Origin of the sequence: Pseudomonas sp. UBA3149 (assembly GCF_002364655.1) — a bacterium.
Lineage (GTDB): Bacteria > Pseudomonadota > Gammaproteobacteria > Pseudomonadales > Pseudomonadaceae > Chryseomonas > Chryseomonas luteola.
The window spans coordinates 1-18640 of record NZ_DEYV01000021.1 but is presented as its reverse complement, the minus strand read 5'-3'; the positions used below and the strand labels follow the sequence as shown (position 1 = coordinate 18640).

General features: G+C 54.0%; 18 protein-coding genes and 1 tRNA gene. 8 read left to right on the top strand and 11 right to left on the bottom strand.

Annotated features, from left to right (window positions below; genetic code table 11):
• Positions 1-87: 87 nt before the first annotated feature.
• Together B3729_RS13150 and B3729_RS13145 are read left to right on the top strand one after the other, a co-directional pair.
• Positions 88-390 (top strand): hypothetical protein, encoded by a 303-nt coding sequence (locus B3729_RS13150; protein WP_010795934.1) that lies wholly within the window; start codon positions 88-90, stop codon positions 388-390.
• 146 nt (positions 391-536) lie between these two features.
• Complete coding sequence (locus tag B3729_RS13145; protein WP_010795935.1) at positions 537-779, top strand: hypothetical protein; 243 nt, start codon at positions 537-539, stop codon at positions 777-779.
• A 50-nt stretch (positions 780-829) separates the two neighbouring features.
• On the opposite strand, the gene B3729_RS13140 is transcribed toward B3729_RS13145, so the two are convergent.
• Complete coding sequence (locus B3729_RS13140; RefSeq protein WP_019366415.1) at positions 830-2155, bottom strand: APC family permease; 1326 nt, start codon at positions 2153-2155, stop codon at positions 830-832.
• A gap of 290 nt (positions 2156-2445) precedes the next feature.
• On the opposite strand from B3729_RS13140, the gene B3729_RS13135 reads away from it, so the two are divergent.
• Positions 2446-3492 (top strand): SDR family oxidoreductase, encoded by a 1047-nt coding sequence (locus B3729_RS13135; RefSeq protein ID WP_019366416.1) that lies wholly within the window; start codon positions 2446-2448, stop codon positions 3490-3492.
• A 44-nt stretch (positions 3493-3536) separates the two neighbouring features.
• Here B3729_RS13135 and B3729_RS13130 read toward each other — a convergent pair whose 3' ends face one another.
• The 3 genes from B3729_RS13130 to B3729_RS13120 all read right to left on the bottom strand — a co-directional run bounded on the left by B3729_RS13130 (position 3537) and on the right by B3729_RS13120 (position 5512).
• Positions 3537-4316: a DUF4886 domain-containing protein gene (locus B3729_RS13130; protein WP_010795938.1), complete on the bottom strand. Its 780-nt coding sequence runs from the start codon at positions 4314-4316 to the stop codon at positions 3537-3539.
• 334 nt (positions 4317-4650) lie between these two features.
• The gene (locus B3729_RS13125; protein WP_083397816.1) at positions 4651-4917 is read right to left on the bottom strand and encodes a DUF2790 domain-containing protein; all 267 of its coding nucleotides are present in this window, start codon (positions 4915-4917) and stop codon (positions 4651-4653) included.
• Between the two features lie 370 nt (positions 4918-5287).
• A complete protein-coding gene (locus tag B3729_RS13120; RefSeq protein WP_074821781.1) occupies positions 5288-5512 on the bottom strand; it encodes a DUF2188 domain-containing protein in 225 nt (74 codons plus the stop codon).
• Between the two features lie 235 nt (positions 5513-5747).
• Here B3729_RS13120 and B3729_RS13115 point away from each other — a divergent pair.
• Positions 5748-5824: transfer RNA gene (locus B3729_RS13115), tRNA-Met, on the top strand.
• Positions 5825-5927: 103 nt separating this feature from the next.
• Here the strand turns inward: B3729_RS13115 and otsA are convergent.
• Positions 5928-7346: an alpha,alpha-trehalose-phosphate synthase (UDP-forming) gene (otsA, locus tag B3729_RS13110; RefSeq protein ID WP_010795941.1), complete on the bottom strand. Its 1419-nt coding sequence runs from the start codon at positions 7344-7346 to the stop codon at positions 5928-5930.
• Positions 7347-7348: 2 nt separating this feature from the next.
• On the bottom strand, positions 7349-8116 hold the full coding sequence (gene otsB, locus B3729_RS13105) for a trehalose-phosphatase (RefSeq protein ID WP_033352734.1): 768 nt from the start codon (positions 8114-8116) through the stop codon (positions 7349-7351).
• A gap of 162 nt (positions 8117-8278) precedes the next feature.
• On the opposite strand from otsB, the gene B3729_RS13100 reads away from it, so the two are divergent.
• On the top strand, positions 8279-8809 hold the full coding sequence (locus B3729_RS13100; RefSeq protein WP_286788107.1) for a hypothetical protein: 531 nt from the start codon (positions 8279-8281) through the stop codon (positions 8807-8809).
• Positions 8810-8817: 8 nt separating this feature from the next.
• Here B3729_RS13100 and rimI read toward each other — a convergent pair whose 3' ends face one another.
• Both rimI and B3729_RS13090 read right to left on the bottom strand, forming a co-directional pair.
• Positions 8818-9270, bottom strand: coding sequence for a ribosomal protein S18-alanine N-acetyltransferase (gene rimI, locus B3729_RS13095; RefSeq protein WP_010795944.1), 453 nt, complete (start codon positions 9268-9270; stop codon positions 8818-8820).
• Entirely contained in the window at positions 9267-10031 is a 765-nt protein-coding gene (locus tag B3729_RS13090) for an energy transducer TonB (RefSeq protein WP_286788106.1), read from the bottom strand. The genes rimI and B3729_RS13090 overlap by 4 nt, the downstream gene beginning before the upstream one ends.
• A gap of 215 nt (positions 10032-10246) precedes the next feature.
• On the opposite strand from B3729_RS13090, the gene mksB reads away from it, so the two are divergent.
• Genes mksB through mksF form a run of 3 tightly spaced genes read left to right on the top strand, consistent with a single transcriptional unit; the run spans position 10247 to position 14998 of the window.
• A complete protein-coding gene (mksB, locus tag B3729_RS13085) occupies positions 10247-11509 on the top strand; it encodes an Mks condensin complex protein MksB (protein ID WP_150346501.1) in 1263 nt (420 codons plus the stop codon).
• Entirely contained in the window at positions 11499-12170 is a 672-nt protein-coding gene (mksE, locus tag B3729_RS13080) for an Mks condensin complex protein MksE (RefSeq protein WP_010795947.1), read from the top strand. The genes mksB and mksE overlap by 11 nt, the downstream gene beginning before the upstream one ends.
• Positions 12167-14998: an Mks condensin complex protein MksF gene (mksF, locus tag B3729_RS13075; protein ID WP_286788105.1), complete on the top strand. Its 2832-nt coding sequence runs from the start codon at positions 12167-12169 to the stop codon at positions 14996-14998. Before mksE ends, mksF begins: the two co-directional genes overlap by 4 nt.
• An 11-nt stretch (positions 14999-15009) precedes the next feature.
• Here the strand turns inward: mksF and B3729_RS13070 are convergent, their stop codons facing one another.
• From B3729_RS13070 to B3729_RS13060, 3 genes are read right to left on the bottom strand one after another with little or no spacing between them, the layout of a single operon-like run.
• Positions 15010-17301: a PqiB family protein gene (locus tag B3729_RS13070; RefSeq protein ID WP_286788104.1), complete on the bottom strand. Its 2292-nt coding sequence runs from the start codon at positions 17299-17301 to the stop codon at positions 15010-15012.
• Entirely contained in the window at positions 17294-17902 is a 609-nt protein-coding gene (locus B3729_RS13065) for a paraquat-inducible protein A (protein ID WP_286788103.1), read from the bottom strand. Before B3729_RS13065 ends, B3729_RS13070 begins: the two co-directional genes overlap by 8 nt.
• Positions 17889-18548 (bottom strand): paraquat-inducible protein A, encoded by a 660-nt coding sequence (locus B3729_RS13060; protein WP_286788102.1) that lies wholly within the window; start codon positions 18546-18548, stop codon positions 17889-17891. The genes B3729_RS13065 and B3729_RS13060 overlap by 14 nt, the downstream gene beginning before the upstream one ends.
• Positions 18549-18640 lie beyond the last annotated feature (92 nt).

Here is an 18640-nt window from a genome sequence, read left to right as displayed (position 1 = left end):
TCAGGCTCTTGCGCCTAAGTGCCAGTAGCGATACATCTTGCCTCGAGCGTGCCATATTCTTGCACAGGTCACATGAGGAACCCCGCGATGGAACCGCAAGTCCGCCCTGCTCCCACCCTCACCGATTACCTCTACGCCTCCCCTGTCAAAAACGAGCTTGATGAGAGCCTTGATGTTGTCGAACGCCTGTTGACCCGCTCTGAGAACCGAATTGCGGAGTTGATCGAACTGGGCAATATGAGCAGCGACCTCAAGCTGATTCATATCCAGAACATCGAATCGATGATTACGGCCGCCGTGCGGCAGACGGAAGACTCATCCAACCACATGCGAGCTCATGAGGTCATTGAATTCTGTCAGCACCTTCGAGGCACCTTGCGCCCGAGTTGAAGAGGTACGCCTCCCATGTGCCAACCATGCAACATACCGATGTGAGAGTTCGCCCGGTTTTGCAATAAAGTTGGCATCCAGGGCTTCACAGATGAACTTACCCGATATGATTTGGGCGGTTGATTATCCTCTGTGAGAGCCAAGGAATGGACTCCCTGCATAGCCGTACCGCATCTTGTCTTGCTGTTTCCCTGCTGGTGGTTGCCGCCTGGTTTCTAGGACACGAAACCCAGGCGCAACCTTCACCCACGCTTACCACTAACCTGTCTGCCTACCCCAACGCACCTGCTGCACTGCCCAGCTCCGCCACACAGGCCGAACTTTCCGTTCGCCCCTGGAGACCTGCCAGCGCCAATATGCATCAGCGCCCGCAACGCTGGATTTTTTAACGCATATCACACGTTCCTGCAGGTCGTGCCCGGCCTGCAAAGACCTTGTCTTACACAACATCCGCCGCTTCACGTGTCGAATGAGCACGCGTTACGAAATAAAGCACCACGCCGACCCCGAGCAGAATGCCGGCACGCAGCCAGGTCTCCGCGCTCTGCTGACTCAAAAGCACCAGACACGACACGATCGCCAGCAGCGGCACCAGCGTAGGGGTCCGGAAATGCGGCTGATCGACCTTGTCGCGGCGCAGCACCAAAACGGCCACGTTCGTACTCATGAATACAAAAAGCAGTAGGAGCACAACCGTCTCGGCCAGAGCCGACAACGTCCCTGTAACAGTCAACGCCATGGCTACAAGCGTTGTGGCAATAATCGCCACCCAGGGCGTACGCCGACGCGGCAGTACACGCCCCAGCACTGGGGGCAGCAGACCCTCCTCGGCCATGCCATAAGCTAGACGGCTTGCCATGATCATGGTCAGCAATGCGCCATTGGAAACCGCCAGCAAGGCCGCCACGGCAAACAGTTGCGGTGGTATGCCGTAGCCGGTTGCCCGAACCACGTCCAGCAACGGCGCAGAAGACTCCACCAGTTGTGCAGGTGACAAAACGATGGAAGCCGCCAGCCCCACCAGAACATATATTACGCCCGCGATCAGCAGCGCACCGAACAAGGTCCTTGGGTAAATACGTCTTACATCTTTCACTTCTTCGGCAATGTTGGCCGACACTTCAAACCCTACAAACGAATAGAAGGCGAGCAGCGCAGCGCCCAATACCGCCAGCGGTGGAGAAGTCCCCTCGGCAAATTGAAGAACCCGCGCCGGCTCACCCTGCCCATGACTTACATACAACACGGCCAGAATAACGACCAATAAAAGCCCCGACAGCTCGATCAGCGTCATGACCAGATTGGCATTAAGCGATTCCTTGATCCCACGCGCATTAAGCAGAGCCACTAGCGTTAAAAAGACCAGTGCTGTCATCGTGGGCGAAACGTGAATAAACGCCCCGAGATAATCACCCGCAAAGGCCAGGGAAAGGCCGGCAGCACTCGTGACACCGGCAGCCAACATCGAAAAACCCACTAGAAAGGACACAAGGGGATGCTTGAAGGCCCGTGCAGCAAACACCGCAGCACCTCCAGCTTTTGGATATTTGGTGACGAGCTCTGCATACGAGGCCGCCGTCAACATAGCAAATCCCATTGCCACTACCAGAGGCACCCAGATGGCTCCGCCTACCTCACCTGCAATCTTCCCCGCCAGTGCATACACCCCGGCCCCAAGCACATCCCCGAGGATGAATAACAGCAGCAAAGGACCTGTAATCGCGCGGCGCAGTTTTGTATCGGGCTCGGGTGAAGACGTCGACATATGTAATCTTCCTATGAATGTCAGGCTCTGACAGGTGAATTGGCAAGTCCGGGTCAGAACAGGACATTCACTGCACGCCGCTGTAACCCTTCCGTCTAACCAAGCCTCTACTGGCAATACGTGTTGAAGCTTCATTCATCGACCGCATGACGTTGCTGTCGGTTCGATATCCTGTCGATATATCCATTAGGACGCTATTGGTTTTCGGAACCAAGTAGGGATGAGCGTTATCAGCTTAGTAACGTCAAACAGACCTCATCCAACTTGTTATCTATTAGTGGAGAACGCACATGTCAGCTTCCAAGGTTGCCCTGGTCGTTGGGGCAAGCGGCATCATCGGTAATGCCGTTGTTGAAACTCTGGCCGAAAATCCTGAATGGCGGGTCCGCGCCGTCCGTCGTACCTTCGTACCGAACGTTGAAACCATTGATCTTGATCTGACTGACGCCAACGCTACGGCCCAGGCGCTGAGCCAGGCGGGGGATACAACTCATGTCTTTTATGCAGCGTTACGCCCTGATAGCAGCCTGGCCAAGGAAGCCGACATTAATGGCGCCATGCTGCGCAATGTACTGGACGGCCTGAAGTCTGCCGGCGCTAAGCTCCAACGTGTCGTTCACTACCAGGGGGCCAAGGTTTACGGCGTGCACCTGGGTCCAACAGCGGCGCCTTTTTATGAGGACGACCCGCGCCACCTCTCGCCTAATTTTTATTACACCCAGGAAGACCTGCTACGCGAGCGCGCCGCCCAGGGAGAATTCGAGTGGTCTATTCTGCGTCCTGATGTGGTGGTGGGTGATATTGCAGGCAATCCCATGAACATCGCGCTGGTCATCGGGGCCTTTGCAGCCCTGAGTAAACAAGCCGGTGTGCCCTTGCGCTTCCCGGGCTCGATGAAAGCCTACCGTGGGGTCTTGGCTCAGCTGACCGATGCACACTGGCTGGCACGAGCCAGTGTATGGGCGGCGCTGGACCCGGCCGCTCGCAACGAAGCGTTCAACCTGGTCGGCGAGCCGTTCCGCTGGGAGCGGCTCTGGCACAAGATTGGTGAAGCTCTGGATATGGACGTCGCCGATCCGCAGCCTTTCTCACTGGCAACACAGATGCCGAGCAAGGCTGACGACTGGCAAAAACTGGCTGAGCAGCACCAGCTGGAATCCGTACCGTATGAGAAGCTTGTAGGCTGGAAGTTTGGCGATTTTGTCTTCAACACCGAGTTCGACATGATCTCGGATATGGGCAAGATTCGTCGTGCAGGCTTTACAGAAGCGGTCAGCACCGAAGACTGCCTGATAGGCGCAATCAAGCGCCTACAGGAAAAGAAATATATACCTTGAGTCATAGGTCTCGCCCAGGGCTCTCCTTGGGCGAGCCTCCCTTGCTACTGAGCCGAGGCGTGCATTGCCTTGTCCGGTGAAGTCCGCAATGCTGGTGACAAAGACTGAACTGCTTTCCAGGCAGCCTGCTGCAACTCTCCTGCGTTCGCCTTTTCCAGCCGCTTGGACTCTGCTGCACTAGGCTGGGGCGGCATCTGACCGTAGATCAGCGAATAAAACACCGAAGCGCCTATGTACGAGCCGGTGAAGGAAGGATGGCTACCGTCAGGCAGGAACAGCGACGGTTGAGGCTTTTCCGCCAAAGCAGTCTGCCAGGCCTGCCCCACTGGCGCCAACAGCGCACCCAGCTCATTGGCCAGTGTCGTGTACGCCTTATCCAGCTTGGCCTGCATCGCCGGGTCGTTCTGGCGAGCCCACGTCAGGTACAGGATTGTCTTGGCACCGTTCTTTTTGACCTCAGCATCGATCAGCCGGGCATACTTGTACATGAAGTCTGGATTCTTGACCGGCAACATGCTGTGCTCCTGCAAGACGACGTAGTCCCACTTCTGCTCCTGCAACGCCTGCTGAACGTCCTTTTTCGTCCAATGCTGCTCAAGCGATGCGCCCGAGAAAGCCAGTGTCTTGGTCTCGATCGGGCGGGCCTGCTTGCCTTGCCTGGACATCTCACTCAGTACGGCTGGCAAGTCATTGACATAGGTATAGCTGTTACCTACAAACAGAATTCTAATTGGATCCGACTGGCTCTGCTGAGCCTGAGCATATGCCGCACCTGCCAGAAACATAAGGAAGAGCATCGTGATCTGTCGAATGCTGATTCGCATGCGTGTCCTCTCTGCGCATTAAAAATGAAACGCCTCGAGGCAACCGATGCCACCGAGGCCTTCACTCTGACAGGCATTACCCTGCTTTTGTTAGCCTGTAACCGTGCGTTACCTCGCACAACACAAACGTTTATGAAAGCAGGCATGTTTTTAAGTCCCTCAACAGGTGAGTAAAAACGCTCGTCAAGCGTGCCGTTTAAATAAACTATTTTTAATTCAAAAACAAAAAGAGATGCCTTGAACAAGTATGCAAGGCACCTCTTTTGATCAGAAAATATCAAATAAAATTAAATCAACAATTACATCTGACAATCAAATAGATTAAATAACCCTATTAGTTATCATTACAACCAGAGCCCGAAACCTGATACTCCATTACATGAACTTTGTCATTATGGTCTTCATATGTCATGCGTACAGGACGGACACCACAGAAACTGGTGATATCGGGACTGTCGATGACACGTTTGATATCCAGGTGGTCTGAATACGTGTAATGCTCGACAACAGGCGTGCTGGCGGCATCGGAGGGGATTTGGTCAGCTAATACGGAACTGCTGGCAAGGACAAGGGCAGCTACAATCAAACCTTTCATTTTCATCTCGCTTCCAACTATAAAGTTACCTTCTCCCTGATAAACAAGCAGGCGAATACCTACTTATAAACAGGTCCGGGGTTTGTTCTTTAATTATCGGAACGGGGCAGCACAGGGAGATGACGTAATGATTACAGAAAATTCATTGTAGATATAATGCCCAGTGGACAAATGAATATTGCCTAATAAGTAACGAATAGTCTTTAAGTACCAATACCGTTTAAACACCCTTTCAAATTGAGAAACAGTTCATTCTTTAAAGGTGCTAAAGGGCAATTTGGGGCAAGCTCATGAAGCCCTAGTCGTCCTTGACCGGACATACACGGGAGTCGCCGTTGCCTCTCTGCTGACTGATAGCCGCAACGGCACCCTTGCTCTAACCTTTTGACTTGCGTGGATCGGCGCTACGAGGATAGGTACGCTCCTCCTCAAGGGTGCCATCCACCTTGTGAATTTTGACTGACGCCGTCTTTCCCTCAAAAAACTCATGCATCTGCTCTACGAGCTGCGCCTTAGTCTCAGCGCTTTTGGAGGCACGGGCTGCGCCTTCCTTTTTCAGCTCCCAGCCCTTGTCGCCTTTAGTGACGTGATAGTTATCCATTGCTTTCTCCTGGTCTAGAAATACGCCTTTAGAAGACGCTCCTGTTAAGGACTGCTACGGCCTGAACAAAGTTTGCTTAACACACTGCCATTATCGGACCTAAACGAAAGCGCCTTTCCAGGCGCTTTTACCAATGCAGTCGCTCATTCATAAAAAAACGTTAGTTTTTAAGCAATTAAATGAAAAAGAGGGGTTGACACAGGGCTTTGGAGAAAGAATAATGCGCGCCTCGGATGGCTACGTAGCTCAGCTGGTTAGAGCATAGCATTCATAATGCTGGGGTCCGGGGTTCAAGTCCCTGCGTAGCCACCACCTATTTTTAGGGTCTAGCTTCGGCTAGACCCTTTTTTATTGTCTGCGAAAAATTTCCATAAAAAAGCCCGCTACATTGCGGGCCTTTTTAAGCCTTTGCCACTTAAGCGCCTGTAGCTCCTACTGCACGCAGGTTAGCTACAGGCCTGGCCTTTACCGCCCGCAAATCCTTGAGGAACTTGTCACGCCAGGAGGCCAGATCATTCTTGCGGATAATCCGCATCATGTCCTCATAGCGATCCTTACGCTCCTGTAGCGGCATACTAATGGCGCGATCAAGGGCTTCGGCCATGCCCACCACATCGTAAGGGTTAACAATAAGCGCCGAGTTGAGCTCACGGGCTGCCCCTGCAAAACGCGAGAGTACCAATACGCCAGGATCTTCTGGATCCTGCGCAGCCACATATTCTTTGGCTACCAGATTCATACCATCTCGCAGCGGCGTTACCAGACCAATATCAGCAGAGCGGAACAGCCCCATGACGGTACGGCGGTCATAGCTCTTGTTCAGATAACGAATCGGTGTCCAATCCAGCTCGGAGAAGCGACCATTGATATGGCCCGCCTGGGACTCAAGCTGTTGACGAATATGCTGATAGGTTTTCACATCGGAGCGAGAAGTCGGTGCGATCTGGACAAACTGCACCCGCTTGCGGTGCTCAGGAAACCGTTCCAGGAGCTTTTCATAAGCGCAAAAGCGCTCCACCAGCCCTTTTGAATAATCAAGACGGTCCACGCTGACAATCGTCTTATAAGGCACACCTTCGATACTGCGCGAGATGAAGTTACGGCGTGCGCGGTAGGATTCGGCTTGCTTGATAATATCGTCCGGTACAGTACCGATCGGATAGACCTCGGCACGGAAGTTATGGCCATACGCCGTAAGGCTGCCATCGCTCTCCAGCACGCCACGAACTTCGCGTGTAATGTAATCCTGGAATGCCAGCTTGTCCGTTTCCGTCTGAAAGCCCACCACATCATAGAAGCACAACGTCTTGAGCAGCTCATTGTGCGGCGGAATAGCTGTCAGGATTTCAGGCGCCGGGAACGGTGTGTGCAGGAAGAACCCGATACGGTTGCGGATACCGATCATCTGACAGGCTTCCGCAAAGGGAATCAGGTGGTAATCATGCACCCAAATGATATCGTCAGGCTTTAACAGAGGCTTGAGACGCTCTGCCATGGCTGCGTTGACGCGACGGTAACCATCGTACTCTTCCCGGCTGTAGCGCGAGAGATCGACACGATAGTGAAAAACCGGCCACAGCGTTGCATTGGCAAAGCCGCGGTAATACTGATCATAGTCACGCTTGTTGAGCGCGAAGGTATGATAGGTGATGTTATCGTGTGTCTCGTTCTTGCCGGGCGGCACTTCCTCATTGGAAACATCGCCATTCCAGCCCAGCCAGATACCGCCTGACTGCCGCAATGCGTCGAGCACGCCTACTGCCAATCCTCCCGACGGAGCCTTTCCCGGTTCAATGGGTGCTACACGGTTAGAAACTACCACCAAACGGCTCATCTTCAATCCTCTTGTTCTACGCGTGCGTTACCGGCTTGTTCTGCCAGGCCGCACAGCCAATCGGCCACAGCTTCGACCGACTCCAGTCGTTGCTGCGCCACAGTCGAGCCTTCTCCGATTTTGATGGAAAGGCCTCCCATTTCATTGATGACTTCAAAGCCAGCCTCGTCGGTCAGGTCGTCACCGAGAAAGACAGGGACTCGTCCATCGAAGGGTGCCTCACGCATGAAGGTACGTATCACCGCGCCCTTGCTCGCGCCTTTAGGCTTAAGTTCAAACACGCTTTTGCCGGGCTGCAACGTCAGCTGCTGCGGATAACGCTCAACCAGAGTTTCGGCAATCCGCCGCGCTTCATCTTCCAGCTCAGGCGCCTGACGATAATGCAGCGCAAACGCCATGCCTTTGCTTTCCAGATAGAGCGTAGGATGCGATTCAATGGCAGCGCCAAGCTCTGCGCCTACGCGCGCCAGCAGATCAGCGTCGAGCGCCAGACGATGCATCTGGCCTGAATAATCGCGCCGCTCGGCACCATGAATGCCTCCAGCTGGCAATTGCAACGGCTTGACCAGATGGTCAATATCATCGATTCGGCGTCCAGACACTACCGCGACAGGAATGCCTGCCTGGGTAAGCGTATGAATTGAAGAAAGCGTTTTTTCAGGAATAAAAACCTGCTCCGGGCGGGGCTGTAGGGCAGCAAGCGTTCCGTCCAAGTCGAGAAAAAAAGCGCAGCGCTGAAGAGGTACGGGTAATTCGATCTCTGAATTCATCATGTACGCTCTGACTGTGAATTTTCATCATCGTTCGAAGGGTTTTCGACAACTCCTTGGCAGATCGAGCATAGGCGAACAAAAGGAATCCCGTCGCCTAAATGGGGTCACATCAACATGACCCGACTGTATGGGATAGCCGAATCTCTTGAGGAGACGCTTATGAAAAAGCCTGATATGAACCGAGACCCTCTGCCCATCGACGATAACGAAGACCGCATGGGCGGCATGCAGGAACTGAACTTCAACGATGAGCTATTCCATGGCAAAGACCGAGGCCAGCAGACCGAAGAAGACTACGAAGGCCAGTTCCCCCCGGAGCGCGTCAGTGAAGCGGGCATGACGGAAGGCGAAACAGCCGATCACCACGTCACTCTGGATGACATGACGCCTGAAACCTTGCTGGACGACTCAGGCGCACGTAATCCGAATGAATATGGTGACGCATGGCCTGTCGACAAGGAGCTGACCGTAGTCAGTGACAGGGACATCGGCGGTGGCGTTGGCATGGACGAAGCCGAAATGGGCCGCGTCCTGCCGTTGGATGGTGAAAAATGGGACGGCAACCCGGACGAAGTCAACGAGGCCGACCAGAGCCGTGCCGAGAACTCAGCCGACCTGGATGCAACCGACCTTGATATTGAGCAGCCTGCTGATGATTTTGATCTGAACGAGAAGAAGCCAGGACATTAAGTCCTGGCTTAGTCCAGCAGCGTGCACGCCATGACCAGGGCATCTTCTCGCCCGCCGGCGGCAGGATAGTAATCCCGACGACGGCCTATTTCATTGAAACCATAGCGTTCATAGAGTCGATAGGCCGCTTGGTTACTTTCGCGAACTTCAAGAAAGCACTCTCTGGCATCAGCCAGGCGAGCCTGCTTCATAAGATGATCCAGGAGCTGGTAACCCAGGCCTTTACCCTGGCTTTCCGGCTTCACGGTGATGTTCAACAGATGGGCCTCATCCAGAATGACATTGATCACACCGTGTCCCACTTGCTGCTCACCTTCAAACATTACCCAGCAGTTGTAGGACTTAAGGCCGTCCAGAAAAATACCGCGTGTCCATGGGTGACTAAAGGCAGCATATTCAATCTTGAGAACAGCATTGAGATCGGCTTCGGTCATCGGCCGAAAATGAATGGAATCGCTCATCTAACATCTGTCCAACGGGGGCGGATACGCTGCATGGCACGCCATACATCAGCTTTTAGGCGGGGTTGCTCCATGAGGGCTTCAAGCCCCGGAATGACCCAGGCAGAACCGAGACTATCCAGTCGGATTTCCTGGCATTCGATTTTCACATCATCGCTTGAAACAAAGCGAGCGGCGGCGCTACCTACCAACCAGAGGCAATCGCAGGTTTCGGTTTCCAGTTGAGAGGCCACAACACTCTGCACAAAGGTTCGCGCTTCGGCAGGCCCCTGATCAAGCGCTGCATTGGCCAGTAACGGCCAGCGAATAGGCTCACCCAATGATTGAGGGCTGTCAGGCAGACTAGCCGCATGCAGCATGTTTCTGAGGAGTACATAGGCAGGATCGCGTCCTGCCAGGGAAGCGCCTGCCGGTAGATCAACCAGCAGAAGGCAAGATCCGGCTCGCAGTAATTGCAGGGAAAAGCGAGGCGGCGCTTCTCGCTTGATCGGCTCAGGACGAGATTCAGACTCAGGCGGCGTGGCGACCTTGGCCGAAGAAACAGTAGGACGCTCCGGCCGAACCAGCTTTGCAGCCGGCGCCTCCACCTTGGGTGCTGGCCGAGCGACAGCCGGTGCTGGCTCCTCGGGCAAGGCAGTTGGATCGACATATGCCAGCAATTCCGGACGGGAAGGTGCAGCAAAAGGCAGCGTCGTTCGTGGCAGCCAGACGTCTATCTGCATGGCGCGCAGATACGCGCGGCGCCGATCTTCGGCCATCATTGGCAGCATTCCATCAGCAACAAAAAATTCATACGGCTCATCATAGATCAGCGCCGCAGCGGACGCTGTAAAAAGACCAATTATCGCGCGCCTTGCTACCTGACGGAAAGGCCAAAGCGTACTCATTACGCAAACTGGCCGACCACATGTCAAAGCTGATCCTTTAGCCTAGGGCCATACAGTACAATTGACTCTTTTGTGCAAACGGCCCCGTCATGATCGATCCCAAGCGCGTTCTCCGCGCACTTGCCGAACACTGGGCGCAGCTGGACCCACTGTGCGAGCACTTCGACAGCGGCACGCTGAGCCTTGTAGAACTCCGCACCCGGCTTGGAGCCCAGCTACCTGACAGCACGCCAGCCGATATCACGGCACTACTCGATGCGTGGATCCGCTTGGATATTTTGGTCCCGGTTGCCAAGAGCCCCAACCGTTTCGAGCTTAACGCACAGATTCATGATTTCCTGGCCTACCTGCGTCGCGAACACCGCCTGGGGCTGTGCCTTGAAATCGAAGCCTACCTGCGCCACTTGGAACGGCTTGCCGCTCATATCCAGGACGCTTTCGAAGCACGGGACAGCAATGAGCTGGCTCGACAGCTGCGCCTTTTGGACATGCGTGTACGGGACGTTCTGAAAAAGCTGAGCAACGACGAACATGCCCTTGTAGGGGTCGCCGAGCGGGCCAAGACCAGTGATCGTCAGATCCCGTTGCGGCAGCGTTACGCCGAAGTCCTGGCCACCTGGGACGAATATGTCGAACCCATGATTCAGCTCGTCTCGGCCGATGGCATCTTCGAGAAAGGCGTCAATCGGGTCGAGCACGTCTTGTTACGCCTGATGGGTGAGCAACATCGCCTGGGAAAGCTGGTCGATGATGATCTGCTGCTGCGCACCCATGCCCGAATTCTTGAAATGCAGACGACGGCCCAACTCTCGCTGCGCCGTGCACGTGAGCTGCTACTGCCGCTACGTGAAGAAGCCCGCCGCCACAATGCCATTACTCGTGGCGCGGCCCTGGCGTTGGCCGCTATACGCCGTAAAGGTCTGGATGCCGTTCCGCAGACAGCTATTCCCCTCTTCAGTCGCCCCCAGAGCGTCTTCCTGGGTACAGCCTCTCAGGTGGAAAGCTATGTATACGCCCTGGCACGCTTCGAGCCCAAGCCAGCGCAATTCCCCAAGGCAAGCGAGTCACGCAAGGAAACCACGAAGCCCAAGGCACCTCGTACCGCCCGTGAAATGCTGGATCGCTGCGAAAATGCCCTGCCTATGCCGGACCTCATGATCTGGCTACTCGAACAGGAGCCTGAAGGCGCCACCGACGAGCTCCTGTACTGGTTCTCTCGTCTCTCCCGCGACAGCCGCTTCCAGCGCGAGCGTCTGCCGCGCCGTGATTACGATACTGCCGAGCACCAGGTCAGCCTGTGCTCTTTCGCCCTCTCCGCCCGAGATACTGCGAGCACCACCCATGCACATTGATTTAACTGAACTCTCCTTGCTTGCGCCGATTTTCCGCGAGCTGCTCAAGGGCTTTCATATCAGCCGCCGCGAGCCCGAGCTATACGCACAACTGTCCAACCTTCAGGATGCCTATCGAACCCTCTTCAAGGCGCTGGGCTTCGAGCTTGTTTGCGATACACGTGGTTTTTATTACTTCGTGCCTGAACAAATGGGCGCCCAGGTAAACAAGACGGCCCAGCGCTTGGCGCTGTTCACATTCATCATGGTCGAGCATCTGGCGGATCAGGGTCGTGATCCGCTCAGCGTTCTGGATGGCGGCAGCTTAGGTCGTGACGAACTGCCGGCCCTGCTGGAAAAGTACCGAGACCTGTTCCTGCAGGCTGAAGTACAAACGCAAGATGAGCTGGAGGAAAAAATCCTGCGCCGCCTGACCCAGCTTGGCTTTGCTTCGGAAGACAACGGTATCTACCGCTTCCTGCCGCCCATGCACCGCTTTTTGGACGTCTGCCTGGCAGTTCAGCAGGACCGGGATCTGGCCGCCACGCTCCACAGTGATCTGCCCTTGCCCGCCCCCGAATTGCTTGATGACGATATCGACGCCTTGACGACACTTGATGAGGAGGACGAGCTGGCCCGAGCCGTCGCAGAAGAACGCGCTTACCAGGAGACCGACGCATGAGCCTGACCCGTTACGGCATCCGCCGCTTTGCCCTGCTCAATACAGCGGGTTACAGCCTGGGGCTTTTTCCGCTTGAACATCCGCTGTCAGTCTACGGCGCCAACAACCTGGGCAAAAGCGCCTCAATCAATGCGCTTCAGTTTCCTATCCTGGCGCGCATGTCTGACATGAGCTTTGGCAAGTACAACCTCGAGCAATCACGCAAGTTTTACTTCGCTACCGACACCAGTTACATCCTGGTAGAGCTTTCTCTGCCCCACGGCCCCCATGTGATTGGTGTAGTAGGCCGAGGACCGGGAGGCGGTTTTGGCCACCAGTTTTTTGCTTACGCCGGCGAGCTGGATCTGGCTCACTACCAGAAAAACGGCACCTGCCTAAGGCAACGCGAGCTGTTCAAGAATCTGGAGCGAGAAGGCATCAAGGCTTACGAGGTCAAACCCGAGGAGCTAAGGCGTCTTCTGGTTGGCGGCCATACCTCCATTCCTCTGGACCTGACGCTGATCCCTCTGCGCTCCACCAGTGAACAAAGCCTCAAGACCTTCCGGGCCTTGTTTATCAACCTGCTCCACATGCGTGAAATCACGGCGGCCAAGCTCAAGCAGTTATTCCTCGATGCCTTCGAACACAGCCTGCGCTCCGGCAGCGTCGACTATATCGCCGCCACTGAGGAAGCCTTCCGTGACGTACGTCGTATGGAACAGGACTATCAGGCTCTGGTCGCAGCCGGCCCGCTGGTAGAGGCGCTGGCCAACGGTGTCCAGCAACGCGAACGGCTGCGCGGTAAACTGCACCGCCTTTCGCCGCTGCTGGATGCACTTCTCGGTGCGTGGCAAACCTATTCGGAAGATCGCCGCGATGAGCTGGTCAGCCAGGCCGAACACTTGCGCAGCGAACAGGATCGCCTGCAGAACACTCAGCGTAACAGCACCCAGGAAATGATGCGTCTGGAACGCCAGCTCAGCGAGATCCAGCGTTGGCTGGGTGAGATGGCCGTCCTGAAGAACCGCTTTGCCCTGGTTGAATCTGCCGCTCAGCTCGAGCAGAACCTCATGGCTGCCAAAGACGCGCATGATGAGCTGGCCGGCGCCCTATCCCAGTCAAGACAGTTCAGCAGTGGCGATCTTGATGAGCGTGTCCGTGACCTTGAAAAGCGTCTTAAATCGATCGCTCAGCAATTGGATCACGCGGATAACAACAGCTATGCACGTCTACGTGAGGAGTTTTCGCAGCAGGATGTTGATCGGCTGATGCGCCTGTTCAATGGCGCATTGTTCAGCCTGCCTTTGGGCGAACAGGGCGTCCGTCTGGATGATACCCAGTGGATGAAGACACTTACTACTGTACTGGATGGCTTCAACGGGGATCGCTTCGAGGCTCCAGGCCTCTCAATAAACCTTTCACCCATTGAGCCTCCAACCTTGCAGGCGTTGGCTGACCGCGTTGCACTACGCGACCAGCGTGATCGTCTGGAACGCGAACTCAAGCAGCTCAAGACCCAGCAAGCCGTTGCCGCTGATCGCGTCTTGAGCAAGGCGCAGTCCGATAAGCTCTATCAGGAAGTACTGGATGCTCAAAAAGCTCTGGAAGACTTCCGTCGCTATCAAACCCTTGCTGCCCAGGAGGCTGAAAAACTCGAGCAGCTGGCTCAACTCGAAGCCTCCCAGGACGAGCTCAAGCGTTCAAGCGATGCATTTACTGAACGTGTTCAGCAGGTTTCCGTAAAGCTTCAGCTGATCGCACGCCAACTGGCCGATCTGGAAGCCAAGCAACGTACCCTGGACGACTCTCTGCGTCGCCGGCAGCTTCTTCCTAGCGATCTTCCCCAGGGAATTCCCTTCATGGAATCAGTAGATGACTCGCTGGATAACCTGCTGCCCCTGCTTAACGACTATCAAGACACCTGGCAAGCCTTGCAGCGTATCGATACACAAATCGACGCCCTCTATGCCCAGGTTCGCCTCAAAGGAGTCGCCAAGTTTGACAACGAAGACGACCCGGAGCGCCGACTGACCCTACTCGTCAATGCCTACGCCCATCGCCAGGACGAAGCACTGACGCTGGCCAAGGCTCGCCGTGCCGCTGTGACCGATATTGCCCGTACGCTACGCAACATCCGTAACGACTACGACAACCTGGAGCACCAGCTGGGACTCTTCAACCGAGAAATCAACCGCCGTCAGGTTTCGAACCTGGAAAGCTTTCGCATTGTTCTCGCGCCAAACAAGGACGCGCTCAAGCACATCGATCAGATCATTCACAGCGCAGGCCAATATGAAGAGGGCGAAACGCTTTCTGTTTTCGATCTTACCCAAAGCGCCGAGCAGGACGCCAAGAACGAAGAGGCCAAGGAATATCTTGCTCGCCTGGTTGCAGCCAACCATAACCAGCTGGGCCTGAAAGATTTGTTCGAACTGGCCTTTGAAATTACCAAGGTCGGTGGCCAACCGATCATTCATACCGATATTGACGGTGCAGCCTCAAACGGCACGACCATGACCATCAAGGCACTGACCAACATGTACCTGCTCCTGCACTTGATGGATCGTGAACAGGCCAGCCGCATACGTCTGCCCTACTATCTCGACGAAGCCGCGGACATTGACGAACGTAATCAGATGGCCCTGATCGAGACGAGCCGCCAGCTAGGCTTCGTACCTATCTTGGCTAGCGTAAAGCCTCAGGTAGCCGCCCACGTGGCGATAGACCTTGAGGGCGGCAGCAGTCCGAATGGTATTTATATCGATGAGGATGACTGGAAATACATTCATCGCAAGGAAGAATCGGTCGCGCCTCTAATAATGGAGACGCTTGAAGAGGAACAGGCTTAGGCCTGTTCCTCTCAATTTTCGTTACCCAATTTGATCTTCGGCGACCAGTCCTGCCACTCAGGCTCTACTTCATCAAACAGAACAAACGTCTGGCCTGGCAGGGCATGTTTACCCATATCCTGTTCAGGCGTAGCAAAGGAAATTCCGCCTTCCAGAAGAGCCTCAAACGAATTGCTGCGTAGCTTCACACCCCTGAACAGGCTGGCATCCACCGCAACACCACTCGCATTCCAGAACCGCGTTCCGGCATATATTAAAGGGGCATAACGTGGCTCGATCAGAATATGTACCAGTACACGGTTGGCCTCGCTACTCAACTCCAGGCGCGTAACCTTGCCTACCGGTATTTCCTTATAGCTCACCTCAACGCCTGGCTTAAGCGAACCACGTCGAGAAGCGCTGAGGACCAGATGCAGCCCCGGCTCTTTGTCCAACGTGTTAAGTGGCTCGGGTAAAACGTCAAAACGGGTCTTGGCGACACCTGCATGAGCAGCTGGTGAGACTTCGATATAGCGTCCGGTTACCAGCGTACCAAGATTCTCCGTTCTCAAGAGCCCCAGTTCGGGCTTTACCACCCAGAATTGAGCACCCAAGCTGGCAATACGGTCTTCCGCCTCGGTCACGCGAACCTTGACCCTTACACTGGCCAAGTCATCTGCCAGCTCGACATCTTCTACCTGCCCCACCTTCAAACCACGAAAATTAAGCGGAGTTCCAGGCTTCATGCCTTCACCGTTATCCATACGCAGCTCAATCAGTGTGCCTTTACGTATCGCCTCATCCTGATCCTTGAACAGCGAAAAACGATGTGCATCACCTACACGTTTGGCTTTTAGATCCAGCGTAGAAAATGCAATCCCGCCAGCAATCAACGTTTGCAGCGACTCGCTTTTGACCTGAACACCATTCAGATTACCGGTAAGCGTCACGCCGCTGGCATTCCAAAAGCGAGTCGAAGAGTTGATAAGAGACGCGTATTCAGGCTCGATATGTATACCGATAACAACCCTCTGTTGATCACGAGACAGCTGATAGCTTTGCACGCTTCCCACTTGCATTTGCCGATAGAGAATCGGGCTTCCAATATCAACTGAACTCAAACGATCACTGAACAGAACCAAGTGCAGACCAGGTGCATCTGTGTTCAATGGAGGCGCTTTGGAACGAATCGTGAACTCGCGAGCGGGACGCCCGTGCTTGGCAAACCGCACGGCAAGGTAATTTCCTTTTACCAATGCCTCGATTCCCGTTACGCCTGCCAGTGAAATCGAAGGCTTGACCGTCCAGAACTCACTGCCCGCATTCATGAGCGATTCGGTGCGAGGATCCATCATCAACTCGGCAGTAGCACCGGTATAGTCCTCATTCATGCTCAAGGATTTCATGGTACCTACTTGCACACCATTGAACATGACAGGCGTGCGTCCCGGATTAAGCCCTGCAACATCGCGCACATGCAGAACCACCTTGTAACCCGCCTCGGCAGCCTCATAATCGCTATACAGCTTGAAAGGAGAGCTGTTGGTAGGTGGACTGTCTTCATGGTTTCCAGGCGTGAAGAAGGCAATCCCGCCCGCCGCAAGACTTATGATCGACTCACTATGCACCTTGAAGCCGTCAAGCCCACCGGAAACACTGATACCGCTGGCGTTATAAAAGCGGGTATGTTTGCGGACAAGGTGCGCATATTCTTCACGGACATGAATCTTGACCTCGACAACTCGAGGATCGCTGCCTAGCTGATACCCTTCTACCTGCCCAACTTCCAGCTGCCTGTAATACACAGGGCTACCCTGTATAAGAGAACCTAATCGTTCGGCTTTGAGCGTAAGGTGCAGGCCGGGCAAATTACTGGTTAATGGTGGAGGATCGCGCAATGCCACAAAATCCCGTGCAGCCTCTCCGCCGCCAGGCTGAATTGCAATGTACTGCCCAGAGACAAGGGTTTCCAAGCCGGTTACACCTGCTAACGACACGCGGGGTTTCACCAGCCAGAAACGTGTTTCAGAACGCAGGTATTTCTCGGCATCCTTGTTGATATTAATCGTAGCGATAACTCCCCGGCTATCCTCTGCGACCTTAATATGACTTACCTTACCCAGAGAGATACCTTTATAAAGCACCTCTGTTCGATCAACACTAATACCTTCCCCATCATCAAAGCGGATCGTGGCTTGCGTTCCAGACTCGTTATAAGCCTTCCACCCCAACCAGGCAGCAATGGCCAAGGCAATCAGTGGTAACACCCAAAGGGCAGACCAACGTGAGGCAGGACGTATTACAGGCTGGGGCAAATCACTCATCGTTATCCTCTGAGCAAGTGTGATCCCAGATCAATCGAGGATCAAAAGTCTTTGCAGCAAGCATGGTCAAAATTACTACAGCTGCGAAAGCGATCGCGCCGGGATTGGCATCCACGTTGGCAAAATTACCGAAATTGACCAGGGTTACCAAAATTGCGATTACGAAGATATCAAGCATGGACCAGCGTCCAATCCACTCGATAAAACGGAACAGAAACATGCGCTGCCGAGCGCGCATTGCTCTTTTGCGCTGGACGGAAATCAACAGCCAGGCCAGTCCAATAAGTTTGAATGTAGGGACAATAATGCTGGCGACAAAGACGACTGCAGCAATAGGAATCATTCCGTTGTTAATCAAGTCAATGATGCCAGAGATGATGGTTGACGGTTCGCCCTTGCCAAAATAGCTCACCGTCATGATGGGCAAAAGATTTGCCGGAACATAACAGATAGCAGCGGCAACCAGTAGCGCCCAACTCCTCGATATGCTCTTGGGAACACGGGGATAAAGAGCCGCTCCGCAACGACTGCAAGAGTTGGCAGGCTTGTTTAACTTATGACATTCACGGCATACCCATAGGCCTTGATCAACGGCCCGCATGACCAGACTCCACCTCTATTTCCTGCCATAACTGCTGGGGTGACATAAGCGAGTCCAGCCAGACCTGGATAAGCAGTAGAGCCGTAAAGCAAAACAAACCCACACCCAGACTTAATTCGGCTACATCGCCAACTTTGACCATCGCAACCAGGATGCCTAACAAGTAGATCTCCCACATTCCCCACTCACGAAGATGCTGATAGCACCTTAGCAATAAGATACCTGTTGATCTGATTGAAGGTCGCTTAAGGCTGATAAGGACCAGCAACTGACAAATCAGTTTAATGAGAGGAATAAATAGGCTACACGAGAGCACAAGTGAAGCAATGATCGTCATGTCTGCTTTATAGAGCGCTATGACTGCACTCCAGACAGTGTCATATGTCTGTTGCCCGAACATTTTAAGCTTCATGATGGGCAGGAAATTAGCAGGTATAAAAAGAAGCAAAGCAGTCACGACCAAAGCGAGCCCCTTATCAACCACTCGCCTTTTAAAGTGATAAAGCTCATAGCCGCATCTTGAGCATAATATCTTGTGCTCAGTTTCTACTGCTAGTGTGACCTTTTGCATTAAAAGATCACACTCAGGACAAGCGATCAAAGTATCAGAATCATGTGATGGATGTGGATTAAGAAGATCTGACATCGGCCTAGATTACCTGATAAATATATTCATCAGCCGATCATTCTGGCAGTGATAAGCAGCATATTGGAAGTTTTCCTGCTGCAAAAGCAAAA

What these genes read in the sequence shown, in the direction of transcription:
- B3729_RS13150 (WP_010795934.1), top strand. Translation starts at nt 88, where the DNA reads ATGGAACCGCAAGTCCGCCCTGCTCCCACCCTCACCGATTACCTCTAC.
- B3729_RS13145 (WP_010795935.1), top strand. Translation starts at nt 537, where the DNA reads ATGGACTCCCTGCATAGCCGTACCGCATCTTGTCTTGCTGTTTCCCTG.
- B3729_RS13140 (WP_019366415.1), bottom strand. Translation starts at nt 2,155, where the DNA reads ATGTCGACGTCTTCACCCGAGCCCGATACAAAACTGCGCCGCGCGATT.
- B3729_RS13135 (WP_019366416.1), top strand. Translation starts at nt 2,446, where the DNA reads ATGTCAGCTTCCAAGGTTGCCCTGGTCGTTGGGGCAAGCGGCATCATC.
- B3729_RS13130 (WP_010795938.1), bottom strand. Translation starts at nt 4,316, where the DNA reads ATGCGAATCAGCATTCGACAGATCACGATGCTCTTCCTTATGTTTCTG.
- B3729_RS13125 (WP_083397816.1), bottom strand. Translation starts at nt 4,917, where the DNA reads ATGAAAATGAAAGGTTTGATTGTAGCTGCCCTTGTCCTTGCCAGCAGT.
- B3729_RS13120 (WP_074821781.1), bottom strand. Translation starts at nt 5,512, where the DNA reads ATGGATAACTATCACGTCACTAAAGGCGACAAGGGCTGGGAGCTGAAA.
- otsA (WP_010795941.1), bottom strand. Translation starts at nt 7,346, where the DNA reads ATGAGCCGTTTGGTGGTAGTTTCTAACCGTGTAGCACCCATTGAACCG.
- otsB (WP_033352734.1), bottom strand. Translation starts at nt 8,116, where the DNA reads ATGAATTCAGAGATCGAATTACCCGTACCTCTTCAGCGCTGCGCTTTT.
- B3729_RS13100 (WP_286788107.1), top strand. Translation starts at nt 8,279, where the DNA reads ATGAAAAAGCCTGATATGAACCGAGACCCTCTGCCCATCGACGATAAC.
- rimI (WP_010795944.1), bottom strand. Translation starts at nt 9,270, where the DNA reads ATGAGCGATTCCATTCATTTTCGGCCGATGACCGAAGCCGATCTCAAT.
- B3729_RS13090 (WP_286788106.1), bottom strand. Translation starts at nt 10,031, where the DNA reads ATGATGGCCGAAGATCGGCGCCGCGCGTATCTGCGCGCCATGCAGATA.
- mksB (WP_150346501.1), top strand. Translation starts at nt 10,247, where the DNA reads ATGATCGATCCCAAGCGCGTTCTCCGCGCACTTGCCGAACACTGGGCG.
- mksE (WP_010795947.1), top strand. Translation starts at nt 11,499, where the DNA reads ATGCACATTGATTTAACTGAACTCTCCTTGCTTGCGCCGATTTTCCGC.
- mksF (WP_286788105.1), top strand. Translation starts at nt 12,167, where the DNA reads ATGAGCCTGACCCGTTACGGCATCCGCCGCTTTGCCCTGCTCAATACA.
- B3729_RS13070 (WP_286788104.1), bottom strand. Translation starts at nt 17,301, where the DNA reads ATGAGTGATTTGCCCCAGCCTGTAATACGTCCTGCCTCACGTTGGTCT.
- B3729_RS13065 (WP_286788103.1), bottom strand. Translation starts at nt 17,902, where the DNA reads ATGCGGGCCGTTGATCAAGGCCTATGGGTATGCCGTGAATGTCATAAG.
- B3729_RS13060 (WP_286788102.1), bottom strand. Translation starts at nt 18,548, where the DNA reads ATGTCAGATCTTCTTAATCCACATCCATCACATGATTCTGATACTTTG.